This is a genomic window from Nonomuraea jiangxiensis, assembly GCF_900099965.1.
Classification (GTDB): domain Bacteria; phylum Actinomycetota; class Actinomycetes; order Streptosporangiales; family Streptosporangiaceae; genus Nonomuraea; species Nonomuraea jiangxiensis.
In genome coordinates this window covers 555,211-570,603 of record NZ_FNDJ01000001.1, presented here as the reverse complement: position 1 = coordinate 570,603, position 15,393 = coordinate 555,211, and the positions used below count along the sequence as shown (strand labels likewise).

The following is a 15,393-nucleotide window of genomic DNA, read 5'->3' as shown; positions in this document are numbered from 1 at the left end:
GGTCGCGCGTGACCGGTGTACTCGGGGATGCGCAGCACCAGGCGGGCGCCGTGCGGGCGGCCGGGGTCCTCGGCGGTCAGGGTGCCCCCGTGGGCCTGCGCGATCCGGCGGCTGATCGCCAGGCCGAGCCCAGTGCCCTTCGGGTCGCGCCTTCCACCGCCGATCCCTGCCCACCTGCCGCCCGCGATGCCGGGCCTGGTCAAGCGTTCGGGATATTTCATCCTTTGTCGTTGGAAGGGCGCGCTCGATGACCGCTCAGGTGGGGCCGGCGGCGTGCTCGTCCGGCGCGGGCCGGGCGGGGTGGCCGATCGGTGCGGGACGGGCGCCGATCTTGAGCTTGTAGATGTGGGCGGGCAGCACCACGTGGGACCGGCCGCCCTGGAACCGGGCGAGGCGGTTGCGCTGCGCGATGGGGATCCACAGCTGGCCGGCGCCGTCGATCCACAACGCGTCCGGCCAGAGCAGCCGCCGGTCCTGGATGACGGTGGTGACCTCCCGGTCGGGTGAGATCCGCAGGATGCGCAGGCGGTCCACGTCGCTGAGGTAGATGTTCCCGGCGGCGTCGATCGCGGTGCCGCCGGTGGACGGGGTGTCCACCCAGGGCTGCACCCGGCCGGACAGTTCCCGCCCCCGCAGGGCCGGATCGTTCAGCCAGCGGGTCCGTACCCGGTGAAGCGGGCCGGACAGCGGCTGGAAGTACAGGTATTCGCCGTCGGGTGAGACCTCCAGGTGGGTGGCGTTGACGCGTACCGGCTTGCCGTCCGGTCCGGTCATGGGCTTGCCCTCGGCCATGACCGGGCGGCGCGCCGTCGTCGAGAGGTCGCCTTCGAGCACCCGCCGGGGCACGCCGGTGCCCAGGTCGAGCACGATGAGCGCGCCCGGGTCGCCGGCGTCGGTGAGGTAGGCGTGGCCGCGGTGGATGCGCAGGTCGCCGATGTGGCTCTTGGGATGGCCGACCCGGTCGAGCGGGTAGACGCGGCGCACCTTGTCCGTACGCACGTCGATCACCACGACCTTCGAGCCGCCGGGCACCAGGGACTCGCCGAACCCGGGCACCCCCGTGTCGACCACCCACAGGTGACCGTCGGGGCCGATGCGCAGGGCGTTGACACGGACGAACGCCCGGCGCGCGTCCTCGCCGGGCTTCCAGGCGTTCCAGGCGGCGTCGGGGTAGGGGTGCAGCCTGTTGCCCGCACCCGCCTCCGCGACACTCATGCCGCCCTCGCCCTGCAGGCGCGGGAAGCCGATGAACGTCCTGCCGTCGGGGGTGGTGGTGACCGCGTTGGAGACCTGCCGCAACCGGAACGCGGTGACGAGCGCCGGAGCGCGCGTGTCCACGGACCACCCCTGCCCGGCGACGGCGCCGTGCCTGCCTGCCGATGGCATCACCGGCGGAATGACCAGCGACACCACCGCCGCGAGAACCAGTCGCACCATGGGATCACCTCCGGGTGTACCGAACGCATCCACCGCCAACCGCGCGGCCCGACATTCGGGCGCGCATTGTGGGGATCTGCCGGTTTCGCCCGAAAGCTGTTCCTGCTCCGACCGTAATTCCCCCACCACCAACTCCCGCCCAAGCCCGCTCCGAACTTGGGCATGACTTCTCCCAGGCAAGGGACACTCACGACACCACGCGAGGACGCCCCGCCGTGGCCGGGGTACATCGCGCGGCCTCGCCGCCGCGAGGTGTCAACGGGCCAGTACGCGGGCCAGGGCGTGCAGGGTCTCCAGGGGCGTGCCCGGAGGCGGGGAGACGCGCAGCACGGGCTCGCGCAGGTGCAGCGGTGCCCTCGCGGTCGGTACGACGCCGACCAGCAGGGACGCGTCGGCCGCGCGGGCGGCGGCGCGCTCGGCCGTGTCGCCCGGCGGAGGGCGGAGCGTGACCAGAGCGGACGGCTCGCCCAGCGGCTCGGCCACGCGCCAGCCCCCGGCCCCGTCGAGCAGGCCGCGCGCCGTGCGGCCGAGGTCGGCCAGGTGGGCGTGGAGCTCGGATGGGCCGGCCTCGTGGAATTCCAGCACGGCCGTGCCGAGCCCGATCCGGCCCGCGATCGCACCCTCAGAACTCTCGTACCGCGCCGCCCCCGGCACCGGCACCGACTCCCGCGTGCGCCCTGGCACCTCCTCTGTTCTGGGTGGTTCCTCCCAGAGGTGACCGCTGAGCGTGGGGGCCGGGGCGTCCATGGCGGGGGTCAGGCCGGGCACGATCAGGAAGCCGACGCCGCGCGGCCCGGCCAGCCACTTGCGCGAGGTTCCCACGTACGCGCTCGCGTCCGTCCCGCGCACCTCCACGTGGCCCAGGGACTGGCAGACGTCCAGCACGAACGGGACCCCGGCCGCGCGGCACAGCGCCCCGATCTCCGCCGCCGGTTGCACGACCCCGTGATGGGAGCCGATGTGAGAGACGATCACCAGGTCCAGCCCCGCCGCCAGCCGGGCGCGCACGCCCTCCGGGTCGAGGCGGGCCGTGCCGTCCACCGGCAGCTCGACCAGCCGCCAGCCCCGCCGGGCCGCCAGGCGGTGCAGCAGCATCAGCGTGCTGCCGTACTCGGTGCGCGCGTAGCCGACCCGGCTGCCCGGCGGCAGTCGCCAGCCGCCCAGCAGTGCGGCCATCGCCGCCGTACCGCTCTCCAGGAACGCCACGTCCGCCGGACCGGCGCCGACCAGCGCGGCCAGGGCGGACCTCGACGCCGTGAGGTCGGGGACGGCCGCGTAGCCGCCGCGCTCCCGTTCCAGCCGCAGGTGCGCCACGACGGCGTCGAGCACCCGGTCCGTGGGCACGTTGCACCCGGCCGCGTCGAGATGCCCAGCCGGCACCACACTCCGCGCCGCCCGCCACACCTCCCCAGCCCCCACCCGCGCCGACACCACCCCGTCCGGCCCACCCTCAGCCCCCCACGACGCGCGCGCACCCGCCGGCGCGCGGGCAGTCGCGGACGCGGGGGCATCCGCAGACGCGCGGGCATCCGCAGACGCGCGGGCAGTCGCGGACGCGCGGGCAGTCGCGGACACACCGGCATCCGCGGACGCGCGGGCGGCTGGCAACGGGCCGGCAGGCGGCGACGGGCCGACGGCCCCGGTCTCCTGGGACGCACAACCGGCCCAGCCCGCCCTCGCCACTCCCCCGCCCCCGGCCGCCCGCAGGAGACCCGAGCCCGAGCCCGGGGCCGGGGCTGGGGCTGGGGCTGGGGCTGGGGCTGGGGCCGAGCCCAAGCCCGAAGCCGAGGCCAAGCCCGAGCCCGAGACCGAAGCCGGGGCCGAGCCCGAGGCCGACCCCAAGCCCGACCCCAAGCCCGAGCCCGAGACCGAGCCCGAGGCCGGGGCCGAGGCCGAGGCCGAGGCCGGGGCCGAGCCCGAGGCCGGGGCCAAGCCCGAGGCCGGGGCCAAGCCCGAGGCCGGGGCCAAGCCCGAGCCCGAGACCGAGCCCGGGGCCGAGGCCGCGTCTGAGGGTGGGTTTGGAGGTGCCCAGGTCGGGTGGGGCGGGTCCGGGGTGGTCACCCGCTCACACCCCGGCCAGGATCAGGGTGAAGTCGCCGGCGGGGTCCGTGTAGCGGCGGTGGATGGTGAAGCCGGCCGCCACGAGCTCCGCCCGCAGCCCCTCCGGCCGGAACTTGGCGCTGATCTCGGTGCGCATCTCCTCCCCCGCGGCGAACTCCACGTCCAGCCCGAGCCCGCCGACCCGGACCCGCATGTCCCGGCCGGCCCGCAGCCGCATCTCGATCCAGTCGTGGCGCTCGTCGTAGAGCGCCACGTGCGCGAACTCCTCCGGTACGAAGTCCGCGTCCAGCTCCCGGTTGACCACCCGCAGCACGTTCCTGTTGAAGGCCGCCGTCACCCCGGCCGCGTCGTCGTAGGCCGCCACCAGCCGCCCAGTGTCCTTCACCAGGTCGGCCCCCAGCAGGAACGTGTCCCCCCGCCGGAGCGTGGCCCGCAACTCCTTGAGGAACACCTGGCGGGCGGCCGGTTCCAGGTTCCCTATCGTGCCGCCGAGGAAGGCCACCATGCGCCGCCCGGTACGCGGCAGCAGGGCCAGGTGCCGCTCGAAGTCGGCGCACACTGCCCGCACGGACAGCCCCGGGAAACGATCGGTCAGCCGCCGCGCCGCCGCGGCCAGGGTGACCGCGTCGACGTCCACCGGCGTGTAGGTACGCAGCGTGCCCGCCGCGGCGAGCGCGTCCAGCAGCAGCACGGTCTTCTCGCTGGTGCCCGAGCCCAGCTCGACCAGCGTGTCCGCGCCGGAGGCGGCCGCCAGGTCCGCGGAGCGCGTTCGCAGGATGGCCAGCTCGCGCCGGGTCGGGTAGTACTCGGGCAACCGGGTGATGCGGGAGAACAGTTCGCTGCCCGTGGCGTCGTAGAACCACTTGGGCGGCAGCCACTTGGGCGTGGCCGTCAAGCCGGTCCTGACGTCGTGTTCGAGCGCCTGGCGGAGGTAGTCGCGGTCGAGATGGTTGATCACGTGCAGGGTGGACTGGCTGACAGGCACGGGGCCTCCAAGGGTGTTGATCACAGCGGCTGGACGCGTACGTCGTCGCGGGTGACGGTCAGCAGGCTGCGCTCGGGAACGGCCTGCCAGCCGGGCAGGTCGTCGAGCGGCTCGCTGGCCACCAGCACGCCGTCGGGTAGTCGGTGGGTGAAGAGGGTGTCGCCCCAGACGGTCGCGGCGATGGACGCCCCGTCGCAGGCGAGCAGGTTGAGCCGGGCACCGGGGTCCTTCGTCCCGGCTTTGACGACGACCTCGGCCAGCGCGTCCCCGAGGCCGAGCCCGGCACGCCCGCGCAGGAACACGGCGGCGGCCACCCAGGCGGCGTCGCACGCGCTCTCCACCCGGTCGGCCAGGTCGTCGGACAGGTCGCGGAGCGCGTCCCTGGCGACGCGCCCGTTGTGGCTGAGCAGCCACCGGCCGTCGGCGAACGGCGCGGTGGCGCTCTCCTCGATGGGCATGCCCACGGTGGCCGACCGTACGGCCGCCAGCAGGCAGGCCGACCGGGCGACCTGGGCGAGCCCGGACAGGTTGGCGTCGGTCCAGATGGGCACGCTACGGCGATAGCGCACCGGTTCGGGGCGGGCGGGGTCGTACCAGCCCATGCCGTAGCCGTCGGCGTTGACGAGGCCGGCCCGCTGGCGGCGGGGCGCGTACGACTGCCTGAGCAGGCCGTGCTCCGGCTCGTGGATGAGCCAGGTGAGCGGGCGCGGCGCGCCCAGCCAGGCGGCGTGCCGGCACATCAGACCGGCTCCGAACGCGCGCAGCGGAAACCGGTGAAGATCTGCCGCCGGATCGGATAGTCCCAGTTCCGGAACGTGGTCCGCACCGCCGCCGGGTCGGCCGCCCACGAGCCGCCGCGCAGCACCCGGTACTCCTGGCCGAAGAACACCTCGCTGTACTCCGGGTACGGGAAGGCGCGGAAGCCGGGATAGGGCTGGAACCAGGACGAGGTCCACTCCCACACGTCCCCGACCATCTGCTCGGCCCCGTACGCGCTGGCCCCGGCGGGGTAGGCGCCCAGCGGCGCGGGGTGGGCGGCGCGGTGGCCGAGGTTCGCGCGGTCGGGTCCGGGGTCCTGCTCGCCCCACGGATAGCGGCGGGCCCGCCCGGCCGCCGGGTCCCAGCCGCATGCCTTCTCCCACTCGGCCTCGGTGGGCAGCCGCTTGCCCGCCCAGCGGGCGTAGGCGTCGGCCTCGTACCAGCTCACGTGCTGGACCGGCTCGTCCATCGGGACGGGCTCGGTGCGGCCGAACCGGGTGCGCCACCAGGTGTCGCCGTCCCTGGTCCAGAACAGCGGGGCGGTGACGCCGCCGCGCTGCCGCCACGCCCAGCCCTCCGTGCTCCACCAGCGCGGGTCGTCGTAGCCGCCGGCCTCGATGAACGCCGCGTAGGCGCGGTTGCCGACGGGCAGCCGGTCGATCCAGTACGCGGGCAGGTCCACCCGGTACGCGGGCCGCTCGTTGTCGTAGGCCCAGGCCAGCGTGTCGGTGCCCATGAGGAAGGAGCCCGCGGGCACGTACACCTCCTCGGAGCCCGCGTTCCGGCCCGGGGGCAGGGCGCCCTCGCGTACCAGGCCGGGCTGGCCGGAGAGCTGGAGCGTGGCGAGCATGGTCTCGTCGTGCTGGTGCTCGTGCTGGATCACCAGGCCGAACACGAAGCCGTCGCGGTGCAGCGGGGAGGGACCGTCCAGGTCGATCGCGTCGAGGACGTCGAGCACCCGCCCGCGCACGCCGCCGATGTAGCGGCGGGCCTCCTCCGGGCCCAGGAAGGGCAGGCTGGGGCGGTCCTTGCGCGGGGTCTTGAACGCGTCGTAGATGTCGTCGATCTCGGGGCGCAGCGGCTCGATGCCCGCGGCGGCGCGCAGCACCCACAGTTCCTCGTAGTTCCCGACGTGGGCCAGGTCCCACACCAGTGGCGACATCAGCGGCGAGTGCTGGCGCACCAGCATGTCGTCCTCGGCCGCCGTATAGGCCAGTGACCGGTCGCGCACGGCGATGAGCTCGGCCGCTATGCGTTCCTTCAAGTCGTTCATTGCCGTCCTTCGTCGTTCAGCCAGACCGGGACGCGCCGTCCCGGCATCGGGTCGTCCAACAGGTCGGCCGCCGGTGAGCGGCCGGGGGTCACGTACCGGTCGGCGAACGCCGCCACCTTGCCGACCAGGCCGGGGCTCGCGCCCAGGCGCGGCAGCGCCTCCAGCGCGGCGCGGAAGCACGCCTCCGCGGCCCTGGCCAGGCGCGGCTCGGTCAGGCCGCACCGCGTCGCCGCCTCCCACGCCTCCCGGTGCGGCCCCCGGAGCGGCAGGTGCCGGTCCACGGCCGCGAGCGCGGCGTCGGCGGCCCGGTCGTCGGTGACGAGGGCGTGGGTCACGGCCGCGCACACCGGCCATACCTCCGGGTGCTGGGCGTCGAGGTAGCGGATCTCCAGCCAGCCCCGGGGGCGTACCGGGGGGAAGACCGTGGAGGCGTGGTAGGCCAGGTCCTCGGCGGTGGGCCGGCGCTCGCCACCGCCCGCCAGCCAGTCGCGGAACGTCGAGCCGTCCAGGACCGGGCGATAGCGCTCCTCGCCCTCGCGTACGAGCATGAGCCGGGCGTCGAGCAGGTATTCGGCCCAGTCGGCGGCGGGGTCGCCGGAGGCGGGCACCGGGGCCGTCCTGGTGCGGTCGAGGCGGTCCCAGACGGCCTGGCGGCCCGACATCCAGCCGCACGGACGGCCGCCGCTGAGCGGCGAGTTGGCGAAGGCCGCCAGCAGCACCGGGCCGAGCGCGTGCGCCCGCTCCCAGCGCTCCGCGGGCCGCTCGCCCAGGTCCAGGTTGACCTGGACGGACGCGGTCGAGCACATCATCAGCGGCCCGTACGGCACGCCGAGGAACTCGGCCATCGCGTCGTAGCGGGGCAGGTGGAGCTGGCGGCGGGCGGGGCGTACCGGGTCGAGGCCGATCCCGACCGGGGTCAGCCCGGCCGCGCCCAGCGCCTCGCGTACGGCGGTCACGTCGGCGGCCAGGAGGTTCAGCGCGTCCTGGAGCGGGGCCGCCGGTCCCGACAGTTCGAGCTGGCCGCCCGGCTCGAACGTCACCCGGCTGCCGCCCGGGAGCACGGCGGGCATGGCTTGTTCGACCCGGGTCAGCGGAACGTGACCGGCCGCCGCCCCGCTGTGGAAAACCGCATTGTCGAAGACCAGGAACTCCAGCTCGACGCCCACCCGGTCCCCTGGGGCGGGACGGAAGCAGCGGCTGGCGAAGTCCGCCACCTCGGAGGTGTCCCGAAGCGGCGTGCCCTCGGCCGTCAAACCGATCATCGTCTCCCCTTCGCGTGGCGTATAGGTCTACAGATCCGCGAGCCGCGCGAGCGTTACAGACGAAAGTGGTGCAAGTGGGGCAATTACCGAATGTTGTGACGAAACGGGGCGTTACGGTGGGCCGCTGTACTGACGTGGCGGGCAGCCTGGGACGCGGTGTAACGAATGGCGCTGGCGCGGCACTAGTTCACATGGAACCGGCACGGGAAGCGCGAGGGGCGAGCGGTGAGCTCGCGTGCGATGCCGTGCTGGGCCTGCTCACCGACCTGCTGGAGGAGGCACTGCCCGCCGGACGGCGCGAGCTCGTCACGGCGCACCTGGCCGGGTGCCCGGCCTGCTCGGGGTGGCTGGCGCAGCTCCGTGCCACGATCGAGGTGCTCGGCTGCCTACGCGACGGCGTCGTCCCGGCACCCGCGCTGACCGCGCTACGCGACAGCTTCCACACCCCCGACCCGCCCGAACCCCCCTGAACGCCTCCGCGCCACCCACCACCTACAGCCCGCAGTGCCTGCGGGGACTACCACGACCAGGGCATCACATCCCCGCGCGCCCACACACCAGGCACCAGGTCCCCATGGGCCTCACGCAGCGGGCACCACATCCCTGCCAGCCTCACACCGGGCACCCACATCCCAGCGGCCCTCACACACCGGGCACCACATCCCTGCGGGCCTCACACACTGGGGACCGCATCCCTGCGGGCCTCACACACTGGGGACCGCATCCCTGCGGGCCTCACATCGGCACCCACATCGCAGCGGCTCTCACACACTGGGCACCACGTCCCCGTGGCCTCACAGATCGGGCCTCATGCAGCGGGCCTCACACACCGAATGTCACGCACTGGGGCGTCACGCCGTGTGGTGGGTGTCAGGGCCGATGGCGTTCGCGGAACGCGGACATGAGCCGGTCGCGTACGTCGGTGGGCAGCTTCTCCGGCAGCGGGTCGCCGAGGGCGTCGATGGTGGCGCGGAACTGCTCGAAGTGACGCCCGCACCCGGCACAGGCCGCCAGGTGCACCTGTACGCCCTCCCGCTCCGGCTGGTCGAGGGCATCGTCAAGGTAGGCGGTGATGAGTTCCACCAGTTCGTCGCAGGTGAACCGCTTCACGACGTTGACCGCCTTCATCTAGGGGGAATGAACCGTTTCACATCACTTATTGTGGCCCCCGCGAGGGCCTGAAGAGTCCGCCGGCTACTCCGGTTGCTTCACGGACTCGAAGTAGCCGGCCAGCCGGCCGCGCACCGTAGTACGGGCGCGGTGCAGCAGGACCCGCTGATTGGCGGCGGAGATCTCGAGGATCTCGCACACCTCGTCGGACGTGCACCCTTCCACGTCACGCAGGGTGATCACGATGCGCTGCCGGGGCGGCAGCCGGCCCAGGGCCTCCGCGATCAGCCTGCGCACCTCCGAGGCCAGCGCCTCACCCTCGGGCGAGGGCCAGACCGCGGCGGCCTCCTTCCAGCCGTCCCCCGTCCCGAACTCCGTGACCGGGACGCCGTCCTGCTCGAATGCGCTCCACGGAAGCGTGCGGCTCTCGCGCACACCGCGTTTCTTCGCCGTGTTGACCAGAATCCGGTAAACCCATGTCTTCACCGAGGAGCGGCCCTCGAAACCGTCGATTCCGCCGATGACCGCGAGCCACGTGTCCTGGACGACCTCCTCCGCGGAGTGGTCGGTGGACACGTAGGATCTCGCCACCCGCAACATCCCTCCGGACCAGGTGTCGAGCAGCGTCGCGAACATCGCCTCGTCGCCGGCGCGCAGGGCCGTGACGACGACGTCATCCGGTGGCAGCCCTCCGCCTGCGAAAGACCCCACGATCGTTTCCCCTCCGGTCGAGCGCTGGGACGTCCATGACATCGGGCCGAGCCGAAGCCCGGCATCGCCCCGCGGACGGGACGACAGTGCCAGGCTAATCTCTGCCACTGACACTTCACTGCCCGAGGAAGGGCCACCCTCCCCTCGGGACCGCCACCTCGCCGTAACCGACCCGGGGCGACACCGACAGCAGCCCCCGCAACTCCCCTTGCCGGGCGACGGCACAACCGGCCTGTCCCCGAGAAGCCAGATCTTCGCGGTCTCGCGGCCTCGGTCAACGTCGCGGGCCCCTCAGCATCCGCCTCAGCGTGGTGACCGATCCGCAGTGCCGGTCCGGGTGGAGGGCCGGTCCGGGTCGAGGGCCGGTCCGGGTCGAGGGCCGGTCCGGGTCGAGGGCCAAGTCCGGGTCGAGGGCCGGGGTCCAGGTGGGGAGTGGCGCGGGCGGGAGCGGGCTCGCCGACGTGCTCGACCTCGACGACGAGGTGACCGTGGCCGGGCGGCACGGGGACGGCCGGGCTCGACCGGATGGGGGCGCGGTTCACCGATGCCGATCGGCTGCTGGAGCTGCGCCTCTACCGGGGATGCGTGGACCTCCGGCGGTGGTCCGCACCACGGCCGGTAGGGACGGTGCTGGGGTTTGAGCAGGTCGCGAAAGGTCAGCCAAAATCATTCTTTTTCCGGCATTGACGAAAAATCCTTACATGGTACTCATAGATCGAGTCGGAAAGCTTCAAACCCCTCGCTGAGATCGTCCAGAGCTCACCCAAGGAGGACGCGCATGGCGCGTAGCAAGTCCACCGACCCGCCCGCCGACTTACTCGGCCCCGTCCAGGGAGAAGTCTCCTGGTTCTGCTGCGGCACCGCATGGGGACCCTGCAGCACCGTGGGCAAGGGAGCCTGCGGCACCTGCAACTCAGGAAACCTGCAACACGCCTGGCCCAACACCTCCGACGCGTGCTGGGCCATCACCCGTCCCGACAGCTGCGGGGTCAGCCTGACCCGCCGGACCTGCGGTTTCCGTCACCGCACCACGGCGCTGTGCGGCGGCGCCAGCGTCGTCACCACGATCGCCGACTGCGGCCCGCAGACCGACCTGTTCTGCGGCGAGCGCAGCTGCTGCGGCGCCACCTGCGCCAACAACCGGCTGATCGACCTCACCCCGGCCGCGTACAGCCAGATCGCGAGCCTCTCCAGCGGCCTGCGGCCGGTCGAGATCGCGGCGGGATAAGGAGGCCGGCGATGCGCAGTAGACGGGATCTGCTCAAGTCAGCCGTGCTCGGCGGCGGCGCGAGTGTCGTCGCCGCGACCGCGCTGGGCTCGCTCGGCCCCGAGGCGGCCTTCGCCACCACGGCGCCCGACATCGAGCCCGGCGCCCCGGACCCGAACTTCGCCGAGGGCCGGATCCGCTCGATCAAGGAGAACACGCTGCTCGTCCTGGGCTCGAACATGGTGTTCCACACCATCAGGGTCGTGGACGGCACCAGCCTGTGGAAGCTCGGACCGGTCGGGTTCGACCAGGCCCAGCCGGGCGACGGCCTGTACGCCAGGGGTGTGCTCATGCCCGACGGGGTGCTCGCCGCCGAGTCGGTGTGGCTGAACATCGTCAACATCAAGGGCCACATCAAGAACATCACCGGCCGGACGCTCCACCTCGACCACAGCGGGCACGAAGTGCTGTGCCACGTGGTGCCCGGCAAGTCGGTCGCCGTGCACTCCGAGTCGCCGCCGACCACGGACCTGTCGATGCTGAAAGTGAGCCAGCACGTGCAGATCCTGGGCGCATGGCGGCCGGACACGAACGAGGTCGACATCGCCACCGTCTTCTCCCCGCACTAGGAGGCAGCCGATGACCGGGATCGCCGCGTCACAGCCGTACGTGATCGCCCTCTTCCTCCTCTGGGCCGGCCTCGCGAAGCTGTTCGGCCGCCGGATGCGGGCGCAGGCCGGGCAGAGCGCCCTGGCCCGGCTCACCGGCCCGGCGCGCGCGGTCCCGGCCCTGCGGCTGGTCGGCCTGGTCGAGCTCGCGGTGGCCGCCGCCCTGCTGGTGCCACCGGTACACCCGCTCGACGGCGTGGCCGCCGCCCTGCTCGCGACCGGTTTCCTCGCCTATCTCGGGTACGCCCGCGTCGCCGCGCCCACCTCGTCGTGCGGCTGCCTGTCGGCCCACTCGCGCCCGGCGGACCGGCGCGCCTTCGCCCGCGCGGGCCTGCTACTGGCCGCCGGCCTGCTCACGATCGGGGCGGGGCCGTACCCGCCGCTGCCCGGCCTGGTCGTGCTGGAGGTCGTGGTGCTGCTGGCTCTCTCGGCGGAGCTGGACCGCTACTGGCTCACCCCGGCCCGCCGCCTCCTGGTACGCCTGCGCCGCCCGCTCGCCGTCCCGCCACCCCGGCAGGTCCCGCTGGAGACCTCGCTGCACCTGCTCCGGCGCAGCCCCGCGTACTGCTCGGCGGCCGCCCGGCTCACCTCGGACATCCGCGACACGTGGGACGAGGACGGCATGCGGTTCCTGGTGTACGGGGCGTCGGAGGGCGCGGCGGTCTTCGCCGTCCCCCTGGCCGGTGAGGACCCCGGAGCCGTCCGGGTGGCCCTCGTCGGCGAGACCGCCCTCGCCTGAAGCCACCGGCCACGCCCTCCGGAACTACTCTCCCGGCTCGGCGGCCAGGTGGGCGAGCAGGGACAACGACTCGGCCTCCTGACTGCCGGGGGGCGCGTGCCAGAGGACCAGGAGCAGGCCGTCGGAGCCGGTGACGGTGAGCTTCTCGTAGTTCAGCCGCATCGGCCCGACCTGCGGGTGCTTGACGAGGGCGGTGCCGCTGGTGCGGGGCCGGACGTCGTGGCGGGCCCACAGGCGGCGGAACTCGTGGCTGCGTACCGACAGGTCGCCCACCAGCTCCGCCAGGTGCGGGTCGCGGGTCTCCGGGCCGGCCAGCGCGCGCAGCGCCGCCACCGCGCCGCCGATGAGGTAGTCCCAGTCGTCCTCGTACAGGGCCTTGACCTCGGGGTCCAGGAAGGCGGCGCGCAGCACGTTCACGCCGGGGGCGTTGGCGGGTGACAGCGCGAGGGCGAGCGGGTTGGCCACCAGGACGTCCTGGTAGCGGCCCAGCACCAAGGCCGGGAGGTCGGTACGGGACATGACGAACTGGCGGATGCCGTCGGGCACCCGTTCCCGGCGGCCCCGCCCCGCACGCCCCTGGGCCGGGCGGGCCAGCGCGTGCAGGTAGTCGGCGGCCTCCCCCGCCAGGCCGAGCGCCCGGGCCAGGGCGTCCAGCACCTGCGGCGACGGGTGCTGGTCACGGCCCTGTTCGAGACGCAGGTAGTACTCGGAGGAGATGCCGGCGAGTTGCGCCACCTCCTCCCTGCGCAGCCCGGGGACGCGGCGGCGGGCGCCGGCCGGCAGACCGGCCTCCTCCGGGCGAACGAGGTCGCGGCGGGCCCGCAGGAACGCGCCCAGTTCGTTCGTCTTGCTCATGCGACCACGGTATGCGTGGTGGGCGGGGTTCATCCTGGTCCTGCCGCTACCCCTGTAACGGGGACCCTGGCTACCGCGGGCGCGCTGCCCGAACGTGGGCCGGGTAACCGTAACACCCGGACATGAGGCTTGACATGACTCGCATCATCACCCCGTACAGCAGGGAGAGCACCACGGACGAGGTGCTCAAGGACGTCGATCTGCGCGGCAGGCGGGCCGTCGTCACCGGCGGCGCCTCCGGCATCGGCGCGGAGACCGCCCGCGCGCTGGCCGCCGCCGGCGCCGGCGTGACCATCGCCGCCAGGGACGCCGCGGCCGGGTCGCGGGTGGCGGCCGAGATCGCCGCGCGCACCGGGAACCCCGCCGTCACCGCCGCCGTGCTCGACCTGACGGACCTGTCCTCCGTCGCGGCGTTCACGGCGGCCTGGGAGGGGCCGCTGCACGTGCTGGTGAACAACGCCGGCGTGATGGCCGTACCGGACCTGCGGCGGACGGCCCAGGGATGGGAGCTGCAGTTCGCCACCAACCATCTCGGGCATTTCGCGCTGGCGCTCGGGCTGCACGACGCGCTGGCCGCCGCCGGGGGCGCGAGGATCGTGGCGGTCAGCTCCAGCGGGCACCTCCGCTCGCCGGTGGTGTTCGAGGACCTGCACTTCGAGCGCCGGCCGTACGAGCCGTGGTCGGCCTACGGGCAGTCGAAGACGGCCAACGTGCTGTTCGCCGTCGAGGCGGCCCGGCGGTGGGCGGCGGACGGCATCACGGCCAACGCGCTGCACCCCGGCGGCATCCGTACGAACCTGCAACGCCACCAGGTGGGGTCGGCGGTCACCGCCGAGACGCAGGCGATCTTCGACGCCTACCCGTGGCGGACCGTCGAGCAGGGCGCGGCCACCTCGGTGCTGCTGGCCGCCTCGCCGCTGCTGGAGGGGATCGGCGGGCGGTACTTCGAGGACTGCGGCGAGGCGCTGCCCCGCGAGCAGGTCACCGGCGGCGCGCCCGAGCCCGCCGGGGTCGCGGCGCACGCCCTCGACCCCGAGGCCGCGGCCCGGCTCTGGGACGTCTCGGCGGTGCTGACCGGCCGCTGACCGGGCCCGACCGGCCGCCTCACCAGTCGTGCACGGTGCCGTCCTGGAGGCGGTTGACCGGCAGGTAGGCCGGCTCGTACGGGTACGCCGCGGCGGCCTCCTCGTCCAGCTCGACCCCGAGCCCAGGCTCCTCCCCCGGGTGCAGGTATCCGTCGGTGAAGGTGTAGGCGTGCGGGAACACCGCGCCGGTCGCCTCGGTGTGCCCCGCGTACTCCTGGATGCCGAAGTTGTGCACGGCGAGGTCCAGGTGGATCGCGGCGGCCATGCCCACGGGGGAGATGTCCTCGGGCCCGTGGACGGCACTCTTGATCTGGTAGAGGGCGGCGAAGTCGAAGAGTCTGCGCAGCGGGGACACGCCGCCGAAGTGGGTCACCGAGGAGCGCACGTAGTCGATGAGCTGCTCGGTCACCAGCGTCTGATAGTCGAAGACGGAGTTGAACACCTCGCCGATGGCCAGCGGCGTGGTGGTGTGTCGGCGGACCAGGCGCAGGCCCTCCTGGTTCTCGGCCGGGGTGCAGTCCTCCAGCCAGAACAGGTCGTACGGCTCCAGGTCCTTGCCCAGCCGGGCCGCCTGGCTCGGGGTGAGGCGGTGGTGGGCGTCGTGCAGCAGGGGCAGGTCGGGGCCGAACTCGTTCCGCACGGCTTCGCAGACCGCGGGCAGGTGGCGCAGGTAGGCGGCGGTGTCCCAGTCCTCGACCGCGGGGCCGACGGAGCGGGCCGACAGGGCGCCGGAGCGCACGCCGTAGACGAGCTTGAGGCCGGGGACGCCGGTCTGGATCCGGATGGCGGGGTAGCCCTCGGCCAGCCGGGCGCGGACGGCGTCGAACAGCTCGGGCAGGTCGCGCCCGCTCGCGTGGCCGTAGGTGCGGACCCGCTCGCGGCTCGCGCCGCCGAGCAACTGGTAGAGCGGCAGCCCGGCGACCTTCGCCTTGATGTCCCACAACGCGACGTCCACGGCGGCGATGGCGGCCATCGTCACCGGGCCGCGCCGCCAGTAGGCGCCCCGGTAGAGGTACTGCCAGGTGTCCTCGATGCGGTGCGGGTCCGTCCCCACGAGCAGCGGCGCCACGTGGTCGCGCAGGTAGGCGACCACGGCGAGCTCCCGCCCGTTCAGGGTGGCGTCGCCGAGCCCCGTGACGCCCTCGTCGGTCTCGATCCGCAGGGTGACGAAGTTCCGTCCCGGGCTGGTCACGACCACGCGGGCATCGACGATCTTCATGTACGGCCTTTCTCGGGAAGCG

Annotated in this window: 15 protein-coding genes and 1 pseudogene; 5 read left to right on the top strand and 11 right to left on the bottom strand. The window is 73.5% G+C overall.

Annotated features, from left to right (window positions below):
- Window positions 1-32 precede the first annotated feature (32 nt).
- The 7 genes and pseudogenes from BLS95_RS59705 to egtA all read right to left on the bottom strand — a co-directional run.
- Window positions 33-221: pseudogene (locus BLS95_RS59705) on the bottom strand (ATP-binding protein); the annotation flags it as partial.
- Between the two features lie 34 nt (window positions 222-255).
- Window positions 256-1,437 (bottom strand): SMP-30/gluconolactonase/LRE family protein, encoded by a 1,182-nt coding sequence (locus BLS95_RS02390; protein ID WP_218135545.1) that lies wholly within the window; start codon window positions 1,435-1,437, stop codon window positions 256-258.
- A gap of 255 nt (window positions 1,438-1,692) precedes the next feature.
- Window positions 1,693-2,841: an ergothioneine biosynthesis PLP-dependent enzyme EgtE gene (egtE, locus tag BLS95_RS02385; RefSeq protein WP_281249943.1), complete on the bottom strand. Its 1,149-nt coding sequence runs from the start codon at window positions 2,839-2,841 to the stop codon at window positions 1,693-1,695.
- A 661-nt stretch (window positions 2,842-3,502) separates the two neighbouring features.
- Complete coding sequence (egtD, locus tag BLS95_RS02375; RefSeq protein WP_090928576.1) at window positions 3,503-4,483, bottom strand: L-histidine N(alpha)-methyltransferase; 981 nt, start codon at window positions 4,481-4,483, stop codon at window positions 3,503-3,505.
- A gap of 20 nt (window positions 4,484-4,503) precedes the next feature.
- Complete coding sequence (gene egtC, locus BLS95_RS02370) at window positions 4,504-5,223, bottom strand: ergothioneine biosynthesis protein EgtC (RefSeq protein ID WP_090928573.1); 720 nt, start codon at window positions 5,221-5,223, stop codon at window positions 4,504-4,506.
- Window positions 5,223-6,515: an ergothioneine biosynthesis protein EgtB gene (egtB, locus tag BLS95_RS02365; protein WP_090928570.1), complete on the bottom strand. Its 1,293-nt coding sequence runs from the start codon at window positions 6,513-6,515 to the stop codon at window positions 5,223-5,225. The genes egtC and egtB overlap by 1 nt, the downstream gene beginning before the upstream one ends.
- Window positions 6,512-7,777: an ergothioneine biosynthesis glutamate--cysteine ligase EgtA gene (gene egtA / locus BLS95_RS02360; RefSeq protein ID WP_090928567.1), complete on the bottom strand. Its 1,266-nt coding sequence runs from the start codon at window positions 7,775-7,777 to the stop codon at window positions 6,512-6,514. Before egtA ends, egtB begins: the two co-directional genes overlap by 4 nt.
- Window positions 7,778-7,968: 191 nt before the next feature.
- Here egtA and BLS95_RS02355 point away from each other — a divergent pair, with 191 nt between their 5' ends.
- Window positions 7,969-8,247 (top strand): anti-sigma factor family protein, encoded by a 279-nt coding sequence (locus BLS95_RS02355; protein ID WP_090928565.1) that lies wholly within the window; start codon window positions 7,969-7,971, stop codon window positions 8,245-8,247.
- Window positions 8,248-8,647: 400 nt separating this feature from the next.
- Here BLS95_RS02355 and BLS95_RS02350 read toward each other — a convergent pair whose 3' ends face one another.
- Window positions 8,648-8,905, bottom strand: coding sequence for an anti-sigma factor family protein (locus tag BLS95_RS02350; RefSeq protein WP_090928562.1), 258 nt, complete (start codon window positions 8,903-8,905; stop codon window positions 8,648-8,650).
- Between the two features lie 66 nt (window positions 8,906-8,971).
- Window positions 8,972-9,598, bottom strand: a complete 627-nt coding sequence (locus BLS95_RS02345; protein ID WP_245764770.1) for an RNA polymerase sigma factor — start codon at window positions 9,596-9,598, stop codon at window positions 8,972-8,974.
- Window positions 9,599-10,376: 778 nt separating this feature from the next.
- Here BLS95_RS02345 and BLS95_RS02340 point away from each other — a divergent pair.
- From BLS95_RS02340 to BLS95_RS02330, 3 genes are read left to right on the top strand one after another with little or no spacing between them, the layout of a single operon-like run.
- A complete protein-coding gene (locus BLS95_RS02340; protein ID WP_090928558.1) occupies window positions 10,377-10,826 on the top strand; it encodes an RlpA-like double-psi beta-barrel domain-containing protein in 450 nt (149 codons plus the stop codon).
- 11 nt (window positions 10,827-10,837) lie between these two features.
- Complete coding sequence (locus tag BLS95_RS02335) at window positions 10,838-11,434, top strand: cell wall protein (protein ID WP_090928556.1); 597 nt, start codon at window positions 10,838-10,840, stop codon at window positions 11,432-11,434.
- A gap of 10 nt (window positions 11,435-11,444) precedes the next feature.
- Window positions 11,445-12,212, top strand: coding sequence for a MauE/DoxX family redox-associated membrane protein (locus tag BLS95_RS02330; RefSeq protein ID WP_090928554.1), 768 nt, complete (start codon window positions 11,445-11,447; stop codon window positions 12,210-12,212).
- A gap of 24 nt (window positions 12,213-12,236) precedes the next feature.
- On the opposite strand, the gene BLS95_RS02325 is transcribed toward BLS95_RS02330, so the two are convergent.
- Window positions 12,237-13,067, bottom strand: a complete 831-nt coding sequence (locus tag BLS95_RS02325) for a helix-turn-helix transcriptional regulator (RefSeq protein WP_090928552.1) — start codon at window positions 13,065-13,067, stop codon at window positions 12,237-12,239.
- A 134-nt stretch (window positions 13,068-13,201) separates the two neighbouring features.
- Here BLS95_RS02325 and BLS95_RS02320 point away from each other — a divergent pair, with 134 nt between their 5' ends.
- Window positions 13,202-14,152, top strand: a complete 951-nt coding sequence (locus tag BLS95_RS02320) for an SDR family NAD(P)-dependent oxidoreductase (protein WP_090928550.1) — start codon at window positions 13,202-13,204, stop codon at window positions 14,150-14,152.
- Window positions 14,153-14,171: 19 nt separating this feature from the next.
- Here the strand turns inward: BLS95_RS02320 and manD are convergent, their stop codons facing one another.
- The gene (gene manD, locus BLS95_RS02315; protein ID WP_090928548.1) at window positions 14,172-15,371 is read right to left on the bottom strand and encodes a D-mannonate dehydratase ManD; all 1,200 of its coding nucleotides are present in this window, start codon (window positions 15,369-15,371) and stop codon (window positions 14,172-14,174) included.
- Window positions 15,372-15,393 lie beyond the last annotated feature (22 nt).

Coding starts and splice junctions, on each gene's coding strand:
- BLS95_RS02390 (WP_218135545.1), bottom strand. CDS start 1,437: ATGGTGCGACTGGTTCTCGCGGCGGTGGTGTCGCTGGTCATTCCGCCG.
- egtC (WP_090928573.1), bottom strand. CDS start 5,223: ATGTGCCGGCACGCCGCCTGGCTGGGCGCGCCGCGCCCGCTCACCTGG.
- egtB (WP_090928570.1), bottom strand. CDS start 6,515: ATGAACGACTTGAAGGAACGCATAGCGGCCGAGCTCATCGCCGTGCGC.
- egtA (WP_090928567.1), bottom strand. CDS start 7,777: ATGATCGGTTTGACGGCCGAGGGCACGCCGCTTCGGGACACCTCCGAG.
- BLS95_RS02355 (WP_090928565.1), top strand. CDS start 7,969: ATGGAACCGGCACGGGAAGCGCGAGGGGCGAGCGGTGAGCTCGCGTGC.
- BLS95_RS02350 (WP_090928562.1), bottom strand. CDS start 8,905: ATGAAGGCGGTCAACGTCGTGAAGCGGTTCACCTGCGACGAACTGGTG.
- BLS95_RS02340 (WP_090928558.1), top strand. CDS start 10,377: ATGGCGCGTAGCAAGTCCACCGACCCGCCCGCCGACTTACTCGGCCCC.
- BLS95_RS02335 (WP_090928556.1), top strand. CDS start 10,838: ATGCGCAGTAGACGGGATCTGCTCAAGTCAGCCGTGCTCGGCGGCGGC.
- BLS95_RS02330 (WP_090928554.1), top strand. CDS start 11,445: ATGACCGGGATCGCCGCGTCACAGCCGTACGTGATCGCCCTCTTCCTC.
- BLS95_RS02325 (WP_090928552.1), bottom strand. CDS start 13,067: ATGAGCAAGACGAACGAACTGGGCGCGTTCCTGCGGGCCCGCCGCGAC.
- BLS95_RS02320 (WP_090928550.1), top strand. CDS start 13,202: ATGACTCGCATCATCACCCCGTACAGCAGGGAGAGCACCACGGACGAG.
- manD (WP_090928548.1), bottom strand. CDS start 15,371: ATGAAGATCGTCGATGCCCGCGTGGTCGTGACCAGCCCGGGACGGAAC.